Source organism: Sphingosinicella soli (assembly GCF_014199685.1).
Taxonomy (GTDB): Bacteria; Pseudomonadota; Alphaproteobacteria; order Sphingomonadales; family Sphingomonadaceae; genus Sphingosinicella; species Sphingosinicella soli.
In genome coordinates, this window is record NZ_JACHNZ010000002.1 from 109094 (window position 1) to 121482 (window position 12389).

At 64.4% G+C, this 12389-nt stretch carries 10 protein-coding genes; 3 read left to right on the top strand and 7 right to left on the bottom strand.

From position 1 onward, the window contains the following. Window positions 1-123 precede the first annotated feature (123 nt). Together tnpC and GGQ98_RS01900 are read left to right on the top strand one after the other, a co-directional pair. Window positions 124-1737: an IS66 family transposase gene (gene tnpC / locus GGQ98_RS01895; RefSeq protein WP_184064385.1), complete on the top strand. Its 1614-nt coding sequence runs from the start codon at window positions 124-126 to the stop codon at window positions 1735-1737. A gap of 4 nt (window positions 1738-1741) precedes the next feature. Then, window positions 1742-1957 carry a hypothetical protein gene (locus tag GGQ98_RS01900; RefSeq protein WP_184064247.1) on the top strand — a complete coding sequence of 72 codons (216 nt, stop codon included), beginning with the start codon at window positions 1742-1744 and terminating at the stop codon, window positions 1955-1957. Here GGQ98_RS01900 and GGQ98_RS01905 read toward each other — a convergent pair. The 7 genes from GGQ98_RS01905 to GGQ98_RS01935 all read right to left on the bottom strand — a co-directional run bounded on the left by GGQ98_RS01905 (window position 1917) and on the right by GGQ98_RS01935 (window position 11228). Beyond that, window positions 1917-3245, bottom strand: a complete 1329-nt coding sequence (locus GGQ98_RS01905) for a tyrosine-type recombinase/integrase (RefSeq protein WP_184064249.1) — start codon at window positions 3243-3245, stop codon at window positions 1917-1919. The genes GGQ98_RS01900 and GGQ98_RS01905 overlap by 41 nt on opposite strands. A gap of 246 nt (window positions 3246-3491) precedes the next feature. Beyond that, a complete protein-coding gene (locus GGQ98_RS01910; RefSeq protein ID WP_184064251.1) occupies window positions 3492-4169 on the bottom strand; it encodes a response regulator transcription factor in 678 nt (225 codons plus the stop codon). Beyond that, complete coding sequence (locus GGQ98_RS01915) at window positions 4166-6829, bottom strand: sensor histidine kinase (protein ID WP_184064254.1); 2664 nt, start codon at window positions 6827-6829, stop codon at window positions 4166-4168. Before GGQ98_RS01915 ends, GGQ98_RS01910 begins: the two co-directional genes overlap by 4 nt. Then, window positions 6826-7413, bottom strand: coding sequence for a potassium-transporting ATPase subunit KdpC (kdpC, locus tag GGQ98_RS01920; RefSeq protein WP_184064257.1), 588 nt, complete (start codon window positions 7411-7413; stop codon window positions 6826-6828). The genes GGQ98_RS01915 and kdpC overlap by 4 nt, the downstream gene beginning before the upstream one ends. Before the next feature lie 11 nt (window positions 7414-7424). Beyond that, window positions 7425-9434 (bottom strand): potassium-transporting ATPase subunit KdpB, encoded by a 2010-nt coding sequence (kdpB, locus tag GGQ98_RS01925; protein ID WP_184064260.1) that lies wholly within the window; start codon window positions 9432-9434, stop codon window positions 7425-7427. 11 nt (window positions 9435-9445) lie between these two features. Next, a complete protein-coding gene (kdpA, locus tag GGQ98_RS01930) occupies window positions 9446-11125 on the bottom strand; it encodes a potassium-transporting ATPase subunit KdpA (RefSeq protein ID WP_184064263.1) in 1680 nt (559 codons plus the stop codon). Window positions 11126-11138: 13 nt separating this feature from the next. Beyond that, window positions 11139-11228 (bottom strand): potassium-transporting ATPase subunit F, encoded by a 90-nt coding sequence (locus GGQ98_RS01935; protein WP_184064266.1) that lies wholly within the window; start codon window positions 11226-11228, stop codon window positions 11139-11141. Window positions 11229-11396: 168 nt separating this feature from the next. On the opposite strand from GGQ98_RS01935, the gene GGQ98_RS01940 reads away from it, so the two are divergent. After that, complete coding sequence (locus GGQ98_RS01940) at window positions 11397-12314, top strand: EamA family transporter (RefSeq protein ID WP_184064269.1); 918 nt, start codon at window positions 11397-11399, stop codon at window positions 12312-12314. The last annotated feature ends 75 nt before the right edge of the window (window positions 12315-12389 follow it).

A 12389-nucleotide genomic window follows, 5' to 3' on the forward strand; every position in this document is an offset into this window, starting at 1 on the left:
GGGTCTGCCCCTCGGAATTTGCTTTGGAGAGGCGGGGTTCTGTGATTCCATCCTCACGTGACCACGCCCTCCGACCCCTCTGAACCGCTGGAATTGCCGACTGATCCGGCGGCACTCGCGGCGATGTTCCTGGCGGAGCGCGCGGCGCGGTTGGCAGAACAGGAAGCCCGTCTGGCAGAGCGTGACGCAAGGATCGCAGCCGAGGCCGATGCGGCTGAGGCGAGGGCTGGCACGTCGTCGCGCGACGCGATGATCACCTACCTCCAGCTGATGATCGAGAAGCTGAAGCGGGAGCTCTATGGCCAGAGCTCCGAGCGCGGCACGCAGAAGCTCGATCAGCTGCAGTTGCAGCTCGAGGAGTGCGAGGCGGCCGCGACCGAGGACGAGGTTGCAGCGATCCTGAGTTCCAGCACGGCGACGCCGCGGCGGCGGCCGGTGCGCAAACCCTTCCCCGATCATCTGCCGCGCGAGCGGGTGGTGCTGCCGGCGCCGACCTCCTGCCCGTGCTGTGGCTCGGCGCGGCTGTCGAAGCTCGGCGAGGACGTCACCGAGACGCTGGAGCTCGTGCCGCGCCAGTGGAAGGTGATCCAGACGGTGCGGGAGAAGTTCGCCTGCCGGGCCTGCGAGACGATCACGCAGGAACCCGCGCCGTTCCATCCGACGCCGCGCGGCTTTGTGGGGCCGAACCTCCTGGCAACGATCCTGTTCGAGAAGTTTGGACAGCATCAGCCGCTGAACCGGCAGAGCGAGCGCTATGCCCGCGAGGGGATCGACCTCTCCGTCTCGACGCTCGCCGACCAGGTGGGAGCGGCGACATCGGCCTTGCAGCCGCTGCACGCTCTGATCGCGGCGCATGTGCTGGCGGCGGAACGGCTCCACGGCGACGACACGACGGTGCCGATCCTCGCCAAGGGCAAGACCGACACGGGCCGGATCTGGACCTATGTGCGCGACGACAGGCCCTTTGGTGGAAGCGATCCGCCGGCGGCCTTGTACTTCGCCTCAAAGGATCGCCGACAGGAGCATCCCGATGGCCACCTCTGGGGATGGCGAGGCATCCTGCAGGCCGATGCCTATGGAGGCTACAACGGGCTCTATGATCCGCGACGACCGAAAGGGCCGGTCACGTCAGCCCTGTGCTGGAGCCATGCACGACGCGGCTTCTATGAGCTCGCCGACATTACGGCCAAGGCGCGCCGTGGCTCCGCCGCCGCGGTCTCCCCGATCGCACTCGGGGCGGTGAAGCGGATCGACGCCCTCTTTGCCCTCGAGCGGGAGATCATCGGCCGATCGCCGGAGGAGCGGGTTCGAGCCCGCCAGGAGGCCTCGAAGCCGCTCGTCGACGACCTGGCGATCTGGCTCCAGGCCCAGCGTCAAACGCTCTCCCGCTCGGCGACGGTGGCCAAGCCGATCGACTACGTGCTGAAGCGCTGGGACCGATTTGCCGCCCTCCTCGATGATGGCCGGATCTGCCTCACCAACAACGCCGCCGAGCGGGCGCTCCGAGGCTTTGCACTCGGCCGCAAGGCCTGGCTCTTTGCGGGCTCCGATCGCGGTGCCGACCGCGCTGCCGCCATGGCGACACTGATCGAGACGGCCAAGCTCAACGACGTTGATCCGCAGGCCTGGCTCGCCGACGTCCTCGCCCGCATCGCCGCCATCCCGCAGTCCAGGCTGCCGGAGCTGTTGCCGTGGAACTGGCGCGACGAAGCAACCGATCGCCGCAAAGCCGCCTGACGATATGGCTGCCATCTCCCACGTCTTCACCCTGGCGCTCGTAGCCCGGATGCTCAGTGAGAGCGAAGACCGGCTCTGGGAACTCACCGATCAAATGGAGCCCGAGGACGGCGTCCTCTGGGTCCATGACATCGACGAGCGTGAGACCATGGCCTTCACCCACTTCGGCATTGAAACCCTCAAGGAACTGATCGCCGATCAGCCCAGACCGGAAAGCTGAACTCCCGCGGTCCTCGGCGGATGCTTACATCGAGTGCGTAGGAGCTGCGCTTGAATTGCACGCCATCGAGCAGGCCCTGGATATAACCAGCGACCGCATCTGCGGCCATGATCAAAGCTGTATCAACCGTGTGGATGTAGCGGCTGGTGACGGTGCCTTGCGCGTGCCCAAGCAACGCCGCGACTGTCGATTCGGTGAAGCCGAGATCGTTCGCCATGCTGGCATAGCTGTGGCGCAGGACGTGCGGGGTAATCCCGGCAAGCGGTGTGTTCTCCAGCATCTTGTGCCAGTGCTTCGGAAACCCGACCAGCGGCTTGCCTTCGATGGTGCCGCCAAAGACCGGGCCGGTTGCATGCTCCGGCCGGCGCGCATTGAGAAGGTCGACCACCGGGAGTCCGATCGGTCGAACCGAAGCACCTTCCTTGCTGTCGGTGAGCCGCAGGCAGCTATTGTCGCTGTCCACTTCGGGCCAGATGAGATTGATGATCTCGCCACGCCGGCACCCCGTGAGCGCGATGGCCTTCCCCATCTCCGCAGCGGTTGCGAGCTGATCGTCTTGAGACGCCTTATTGAGGAGCTTTCCTAGCAAGCGATACTCGTCCTCCGAGAGACGCCGCGTGCGCTTCTGGTCGGCAGCCTTACGGATGCCGTGAGCCGGATTAGCGTCGATGATCCCACTCTCGCGGGCGTAAGTCAGGATGGCGCCGAGCAGGCCGACAGTGCGCGTGCCCGTGCCGATGCCGCCACGCACGATCGAGCGGCCGCGCTTCTTGGTCTTCTGATCGGCTTTGGTCTTCCCGGATGCGACGTCGCGCATGAAGCGCGTCACGTCTGCAGCGGTGATGTCTTTCACGCGCCGCGTGCCGAGCAGCGGAATAATGTGACGCCGGATGCGTCCCTCATCGGTGTAGATGGTGGACGCCTTTTTCGGGCGGCGCTTCTTGCCGAGGATCAATCCGTTCTTCGCGTCATCGAGATAGCGCTCGCACAGCTCCTTGATGGTGACGGCCTTATGGTCGAGCTCGCGCTCTTCGGCTGGATTGTCGCCTTGCGCGATGCGGCCGAGCAAGATGCGCGCCTGCACGCGCGCAGTGTCCGGCGTCCAGACTCCGTGCATGCCGATGGTGAAGCGTCGTGTGCGACCCTTGGCGCGATACTGCACCAGGTAGCTGCGCTTGCCCGATTTGAAGACGCGCAGCCCGAAGCCGGGCAGCTCGTCGTCCCAGATGAAATAGTCTTTGTCGCCGGCTTCGGCCTGATCGACACTACGTTTGCTTAGCTTCGCCATGTGACATACTCCGGCGGCTGCGCCGCTTCCGTTGGACCGCTTCCGCGGAAGCACCGCGGAAGCACCCAGGCGGAAATTCGGGGTCATCACAGGATACTGGCTTCGGAGTTGATCGCCAGAAAAGATCAATGCCTACAGTTGGTTAGCGTGGTCTAGCGTACGAATAGAAACTGTGGCGTATATCGTCTTTTTGGGCTCCGAAGGCAGAGGTCACAGGTTCGAATCCTCTCGGATGCACCATTCCACTCAATCAATCGACATGCGGTAGCCGATTCCCGGTTCGTTGAGCAGCAGTGTCGGCATCGCCGCATTGTCTTCAGCCTTCTGCCGCAAACCGCGCATCGTGACGCGGAGATATTCAACATCGCCGAGATGCGCCTCGCCCCAGATGGCACTCAGGAGGTGTCGATGGGTCAGCACCTTGCCCGCGTGTCGCGCGAGTTCCAGCAGGAGCGCAAATTCCTTCGGAGTCAAATGAATGACCTTGCCCTGCCTGGTCACGCGATGTGCAGCAATGTCGATTTCGATCCGGCCGACGGTCAGCTTTCCATCGACAGACGTTCCCGCACGGTGGCGCATTGCCACCCGAACGCGGGCAAGGAGTTCATCGGTATCGAACGGCTTGGTAATGTAATCGTCGGCGCCCAGATCGAGCGCCGCCACCTTTTCGGCCGTCGCATCGCGCGCGGTGAGGATAAGAACGGCTCGGTCCATCGCTTTGATGAGCGTTATCAGTTCCATTCCGTCGCGATCGGGGAGGCCCAGATCGAGCAGAACGAGCTGGCAGCCCGGATGCCGCGCCGCAGTCAGTGCTTCCCCCGCGTTGGCGGCCTCGCTGCAGGTATAACCGCTGCGTTCGAGCGCGCCGCGCACGAGGCGGCGGATGGCGAGTTCGTCGTCAACGATGAGGATCGGGGGGGTCATGCAGGCTCAACATCCGTGACCCGTCGGATCAGGCTTTCAGGCCAATCGATATCGAACCGGGATCCTGGCCTGTCGTCCCGGTTCAGCGCCCTGACCGTCAGGCCAAGCGCGTCGGCGAACCCCTTCACGATGGCGAGCCCCAGCCCCGCCCCCCCCGTGCTATCGCTGCCTGCGCCTCGCGCAAATCGCTCGAAAAGATCATCAGGACGACCAATCGGCAGCCCGGCACCCTCATCGAGCACCGACAGCGAGAGCGAACCCGGCGCGCGTTGGGCGGCCAGTATGATCTCGCTGCCGACGGGTGAAAACTTCGCGGCATTATCGAGCAGGTTGATCAGCATGTGATGCAACATGCGCGGATCGGCGATGACGAGCGGCAGCGCGGGCGGCACATCAAGCTTGATCCTGTGCGCCGCCAGCGCCGGTTTGAGATCATGCACCGCGGCTGTCACGGCATCCGTCAGATCGACCGGTTCCAGACGCACGGCAACAGCGCCGGCTTCGATCCGGGTCATTTCGACCAGATCGTCGAACAGCCGCGCAAGTCGCTGTGCTTCGGCTCTGAGTGTTGCCGCCGCTTCCGAGCCGGGTTGCTCGCGAACCACGACATCCGCTGCCGCCAGCACCGACGTGAGCGGGGTCTTCAGATCATGCCCAAGCGACGATATCAGCGTCGCGCGCAGATCGTCGCGCTGCTTGAGCACCGCGACTTCCCGCGCTTCACCCTCCAGTTTCAGCCGTTCGCGTGCCAGCGCAGCCTGCCCCAGCAACGTCGCGAACAGGATGCGCTTGTCGGCGGGCAGAGGCTCGCTCCGGCCGGGTGCCGCGATGCCAAGAACGGCCAGCACCCCGAGCGACGTCGCCAACGGGTGAAATTGCCAGTCGCTTGCCGTAAGCGTCGCGGTGTCCCTTCCGGCCGGCTCATTGCGCTCGAATGCCCAGTCGGCCGCCGTCAGATCGATCGGTCCGAGAACGACGGACTCGGGCTGTGCGCCGATGACGACGGGACGCCCCTGTTTCCGAACGAGCAGCACCGCATTCACGTCCAGCAGCCCGGCAATCTCGGTGCAGGTCACAGCCGCCGTTCCGACTTCGTCCGACACCGCGGCCAGCCGCTGACCGAACGCCGCGAGCGCCGCATTTTCGGTCGCAGTCCGGGCACCGACATTGGCTTCGCTGCGCAGCCGTCCCGCCAGTTGGCTGGACACGACGCCGAGACCGGCGAGGATGACGAAGGTTACGACATTCTGGGGATTATCGATGGTGAAGGTATGCACCGGCGGTAAAAAGAAGAAGTTATAGGCCAATGCCGCCGCAAGGCTGACGATCAAAGATTCACGCAGTCCGAACATGGTTGCGGTCGCGATCACCGGGATCAGGTAGAAAAGATCGACAGCATTCAAGCTGACCACCGGCAGAAGCAGCAGCCCGATTGCCGTGGTCAGAGCGACCATTGCAAGGCCCAGCAGCACACCCCGCTTGCCAAATGCGCGGCCGGTGCCACGCGTTTGTTCAACCTCTCCGCGACCTTCGGGCATCGGCATGACATGCACCGCGATGCCCTCGTTATCGCGCACAAGCTGATCGACAATCGAGCCGTGACGCAATTCGAACCACCAGCTTCGCCGCGATTTGCCGGTGACAACCGCCGTCGCCCGCGCCTCTGCAATATAGCCGCGCAGGCCCTGGATCACCGTGGCGGCCGAAACGGTCGTCAGCGTCGCACCAAGACTTGCGGCGAGTTTCAACACAGACGCGATCCGCGCGCGCGCCTCTCCGGACAAGCGCGCGCTACGCGGAGTCTCGACAGTCAGTGCGGTCCACGGTGCATGCATCGAATCGGCCAGTCGCTTGGCCGCGCGTACCAGAAACTCACCGCCCGGCTGATCGCCGACCGCCACGACAATGCGTTCGCCCGCCGCCCAGTTACCCGGCTCGCCCGCCAGCCGGACATGATCGAGCATCTGCCGATCAACGGTTTGCGCGGCGCGGCGCAGCGCAAGTTCGCGCAAAGCCGACAGATTGGCCTTGGAAAAGAAGTGATTCAGCGCGCGGGATGCTTCGGCGGGAATATAGACCTTGCCGTCTTTCAGCCGCTCGATCAATTCGTCGGGTGGCAGATCGACCACTTCGATCTCGGCGTCTTCGAACAAGGCATCGGGGACGGTTTCGCGAACGCGAACCTTGGTGAACCCCGCCACGACATCGTTGAGACTTTCGACATGCTGGATATTGAGCGTCGTCAGGACGTCGATCCCCGCGTCGCGCAGCTCTTCGATATCCTGCCAGCGTTTGGGATGGCGGCTTCCCGGCGCATTGGTGTGCGCCAGTTCATCGATCAGCGCGACCTGCGGGGCCCGCGCGAGCATCGCGTCGATATCGAACTCGGTCAGCGTATGCGCCCCATGCGCGATCGTCTTGCGCGGGAGCTGCTCGAACGGCGTCGTCAGTGCATCGGTATCGGCGCGGCCGTGCGTTTCGACGACGCCGATCACGACATCCTTGCCCTGGCGCAGGAAATCGGCGCCTTCGCGCAGCATCTCGAATGTCTTGCCGACGCCCGGAGCGGCCCCGAGGATGATCTTCAGCCGCCCGCGCGCTTCCCGCTTCGCGGCCTTGAGCAGCGCTTCGGGGGAAGGACGAGCGGGGTCGGGATTCATCGCGTGGAATTAGCCGGAATTTCGTCCAGATGTCGATTGATAAGGAGCACGTTGACCCGGGGCTCGCCGAGGAAACCAAGCAGCGGCATTTCCGTGGCATCGGTGACGCGTTGCCGGACCTGGTCTACGGGGAGGTTGCGCGCGGCAGCGACGCGGGCCGCCTGGGCGAAGGCCGCCTCGGGGCTGATATGGGGGTCGAGCCCCGACGCGCTGCTGGTGACCAGATCAGCCGGGACGGACGGCCCGGTCAAACCCTGGGCGCGCATCGATGCATCGATGTCGTCGCGCAAGGCCTGCGATCCCGGTGCAAGGTTGGATGCGGCGGACGCGCCGGCATCATAGCCATTCTCTCCCGCCGCAGAAGGGCGCGGGTGGAAATAGCGAGACTGAGCAAAGTTCTGGCCGATAAGCGCGGAGCCCACGATGCGGTCATTTTCGCGGATCATGCTGCCATTGGCTCGAAACGGCATGGCGACCTGCGCAATGCCGGTCATCGCCAGCGGGTAGGCAAGCCCGAGAATCGCTGCGAGCAACAGCAGCAGAACGATGGCGGGGCGGATGGCATTCCTGATTTCGGAGAGCATGATGGGAATCCTCAGGCGAGGTTGAGGCCGGTGACGGCCATATCGATGAACTTGATGCCGATGAACGGCGCAACAAGGCCGCCGACACCGTAGATGGCGAGATTGCGGGCGAGCAGACTGCCCGCATCCGCCGCGCGATACGTCACACCCTTGAGTGCGAGCGGCACCAGCAACGGAATGATGATCGCGTTGAAAATGATCGCGGACAGGATCGCGCTTTCCGGGCTCCCGAGGCCCATGACGTTGAGCGCCCCGAGGCCGGGATAAAGGACCACGAAGATCGCCGGCAGGATCGCGAAGTACTTCGCGACGTCGTTGGAGATCGAGAACGTGGTGAGCGCGCCGCGCGTCATCAGCAACTGCTTGCCGAGGCCGACGATCTCGATGAGCTTGGTCGGATCGCTATCCAGATCGACCATATTCCCCGCCTCGCGCGCGGCTTGCGTGCCCGTATTCATCGCGACGCCGACGTCGGACTGGGCCAGTGCTGGGGCGTCGTTTGTGCCGTCGCCGCACATCGCCACCAGCTTGCCGCCTTCCTGCTCGCGGCGGATATAGGCAAGCTTGTCCTCTGGCGTGGCTTCGGCAAGGAAATCATCGACTCCGCTTTCGGCGGCGATGCTTGCTGCGGTGAGCGGATTGTCGCCGGTGATCATCACCGTCTTGATGCCCATGCGCCGCAGTTCGCCGAACCGCTCGCGGATGCCCGCCTTCACAATGTCCTTCAGATGGATGACGCCGAGCAGCCGTTCGCCATCGGCAACCGCCAGCGGCGTGCCGCCGGTGCGGGCGATGTCGTCGGAGATCTGCTTCAATGCATCGGCATTGCGAGCGTTCGGAATGCGGCGCATCACCGCATCGACCGCGCCCTTGACCAGCGACCGCTCCCCGATTTGCAGGCCAGAGACCCGCGTTTGCGATGTGAAGGCAATCGGCTCCGCAGCGGCAGGCAGACCTTCGCCGCCCGGCGCCTTCTCGTCGGCCAGAACGACAATCGAACGGCCTTCAGGCGTTTCGTCGGCCAGACTGGCCAGTCTGGCCGAGGCGATGAGCTCTCCCTCGCTCACGCCGGGCAGCGGCATGAACGCCACCGCCTGCCGGTCGCCGATGGTGATCGTGCCGGTCTTGTCGAGCAGCAGCGTGTCGATATCGCCCGCCGCCTCGACCGCGCGACCCGATTTGGCAAGCACGTTGAAACGGACCAGCCGATCCATGCCCGCAATGCCGATGGCCGAAAGCAGCCCCGAAATCGTTGTCGGAATGAGCGTGACGAACAGCGCGACGAGGACCGGCACCGCGATGCTGCCGCCTGCGTAGGCGGCAAAGGCGGGAAGCGTGCCGACCGCGATCAGGAAGATCAGCGTCAGCCCGGCGAGCAGGATCGTCAGGGCGATTTCATTCGGCGTCTTCTGGCGGCTCGCGCCTTCCACGAGCGCGATCATCCGGTCGAGAAAGCCCTGGCCGGCAGCGGCCGTCACGCGCACTTCGATCCAGTCCGCAATCACGCGCGTTCCCGCCGTTACGGCCGAGCGGTCGCCGCCGCCTTCGCGGATGACCGGCGCGCTTTCGCCCGTAATCGCCGCTTCGTTGACGAACGCAACGCCGGCAACGACTTCGCCATCGGCCGGAATGACTTCGCCGGTATCGACGCGCACGACGTCGCCGATCTGGAGCGCACTCGCATCGACAACGCGCCCATCGAGAAGCTTGGCGCGCAGATCCGCCTTGGTCGCGCGAAGGCTCGCCGCCTGCGCCTTGCCGCGCCCTTCGGCGACGGCTTCGGCAAAGTTGCCGAACAGCACGGTCAGCCACAACCAGAAGACGATCTGGCCTTCGAAAGCTGCAGTGCCCGAGCCGGTGGCAATCGCGCGTACCCACAGCACGGTCGAAAGTGCCGCAACGATGGCCGTGACGAACATCACCGGATTGCGGATCAGCGTGGACGGGTTGAGCTTGATGAGGGCATCGCGCGCTGCCGCGCGGACGATGGGGCCGGTGAAGAGTGATGTTTGCGGGCTCATGTGTCTGTCTTTCAAAGAAGCATGCCGGCGGCGACCTGGAAATGGTCAGCGATGGGGCCAAGCGCGAGCGCCGGCAGGAAGGTGAGGCCACCGACGATCAGGATGATTGCTGCGAGCAGGCCGACCCACAGGGCGCCCGTGGTGGGGAATGATCCCGGACCTTCGGGTTGCCGCCGTTTGGCTACCAGCCCCCCGGCAATCGCCAGCGCAGGCAGGATCACACCAAACCGCCCGACGAACATGCCGATGGCAAGCGTGATGTTATAAAAAGGCGTGTTGCCCGTCAGCCCGCCGAACGCCGAGCCATTGTTCCCGACTGCGCTCGAATAGGCGTAGAGGATTTCGCTGAACCCGTGCGGCCCCCCGGCAAGCGGACCCGCCAATCCAGCCTCGGTCACGCTGGCAAGCGCCGTCAGTCCCAGGATGAACAGCGGCAGGACGGCGATGGCGATGACCGCCAGCTTCATCTCGCGCGCCTCGATCTTCTTGCCGATATATTCGGGCGTGCGCCCGACCATCAGCCCGGCAATGAACACCGCGAGGATCGCGTAAATGAGGATGCCGTAGAACCCAGCGCCGACACCGCCGACGATCACTTCGCCCAATTGCATGTTGAACATCGTGACGAGGCCGCCGAGCGGCATGAAGCTGTCGTGCATGCCGATGACAGCGCCACATGAGGCCGCTGTGGTGACCACTGCGAACAAGGCCGTCGCGGCAATGCCGAAGCGAACCTCCTTACCCTCCATATTGCCGCCCGCAATGCCGAGCGCCTGATGGATGGGGTTGCCTGCGGCCTCTGCCCAGTAGGTGACAGTCACGCCGATGAGGAACAGTCCGAGCATCGCAGCGAGGATCGTCCAGCCCTGGCGTAGATTGCCGACCGCCTTGCCGAAGGTCAGCGTCAAACCCGCGCCGAGCACGAAGATCGACAGCATCTGGAGGAAGTTCGCGAGCGCCGTCGGGTTTTCGAACGGGTGCGCCGAATTGACATTGAAGAAGCCGCCACCGTTTGTGCCAAGCATCTTGATGGCAAGCTGCGAGGCGACAGGGCCGAGCGCAATGACCTGCTGCGTGCCTTCGACCGTCGTTGCCGTCACCGATGCTGCAAGCGTCTGCGGCACGCCCATCGCGACATAAACAACCGTGAGGATCGCACAGGCGGGCAGCAGCAGGTAGAGCGTCACCCGTGTCATATCGACCCAGAAATTGCCGAGCGTTGCGACGCTCGACCTTGCAAACGCGCGGATGAAAGCGAAAGCGACCGCAATGCCGGTTGCCGCCGACAGGAAGTTCTGGACGGTCAATCCGACCATCTGGCTGAAGTGCGAGAGCGTCGTTTCGCCGCCGTAGTTCTGCCAGTTGGTGTTGGTGACGAAGCTGACCGCCGTGTTGAAGGCGAGCCAGCTTTCAACGCCCTCAAACCCCTGCGGATTGAGCGGGAGGCCACCCTGCAGTTTCAGAATCGCAAACAGAAGCGCGATGCCCGCGATGTTGAAGGCGAGCACGGCGACGGCATAGCCCACCCAGCTCTGCTCACGGGGACCAGTACCCGCGAGCCGGAACAGGCCGGCCTCCAATGGCAGCGGCCGGCTGTCGTAAAGCCTGAACAGCAGTGCGCCCGAAGGCTTGGCAAGCGCTATGATGAGCGCAATGAAAACGAAGATCAGCGTCCAGCCGGCAAAGGTCATTGCTCAACCCCCCTCAATAACGCTCGGGCCGCGCAAGCACGGCAAGCAGGTAGCCAAGGATGAACAGCGCGACGAGCGCGCCAAGCCAGAGTTCGAACGACATGAACGGGTCTCCTGATGAGAGGCCCTCATGCGGGATCGATGCATTAGGATGCGCGAGGGAACGCTGACCTCGGCCGTAAAGATTCCATAAGGACGCCATGCGCCTTGTGCCGGTCTGCCGTGCATTCCATGGGCCTGTCAGTCTGGACCGGGATGCGTATAGAGGGGCATGGGCGAATCCTCGTTATCGTCGTCGCAGGGCCGCGTGCCGCCGCTGCATCTGCTGCTCGCGCTGGCGGTCGTTGCCGTGTGGGGCACGAACTTCGTCGTGATCCGGGTGGCGCTGGATGATCTGCCGCCGCTGCTTTTCGCGGCGCTGCGCTTTACATTCGCGTTCCTGCCCGCCGCATTTTTCATCCGCCGTCCGCAGGTGCGCTGGCAAATCCTTGCGGCGTACGGCGTTCTGATCGGGTTCGGGCAGTTCGGCCTGCTTTACATCGCGATGCGGAGCGACATCTCGCCGGGCCTTGCATCGCTGGTCGTGCAATCGCAGGTGTTCTTCACGATCGGCCTTGCCATGTACTTCGGGCGGGAACGGCTGCGGCTGTTCCAGATCGCCGCATTGCTGCTGGCAAGCGCGGGGATTGCGGTGATCCTTGCCCACACGGACGGCAGCACCACGCCGCTCGGCCTTGCGCTCGTTCTCGTCGCGGCGCTGAGCTGGGGCATCGGCAACCACATCGCGCGCACAAGCGGCGTCACCGACATGCTGAGCTTCGTCGTCTGGTCGAGCGTGTTCGCATTGCCGCCGCTCTTCATCGGATCGCTGCTTTTCGAAGGCCCCGCTGCGATCAGCGCCGCGCTCGGCGATGCGGGCGTGGAGGCGTGGGCGGCGGTGCTGTGGCAATCGGTGGGCAATACGCTGTTCGGCTATGCCGCGTGGGGCTGGCTGCTGGCACGGCACCCGGCCGCGACCATCACGCCGAGCGCGCTGCTTGTTCCGGTGTTCGGCATGACGGCGTCGGCGATGCTGCTGAACGAAAGCCTGCCGGGGTGGAAGCTGCTGGCGGCAGCGCTCGTTATGGGCGGGCTGGCGATCAACATCCTGTGGCCGCTGGCGGCGCGGCGCATGTCTTACCGGGCTTAGGGCGCGCAATCAGGCATTTCCTCGCGCGGCGCATTCGCCTAGCACGCTCCCAAGACAAGCAACGAGAATGGGATT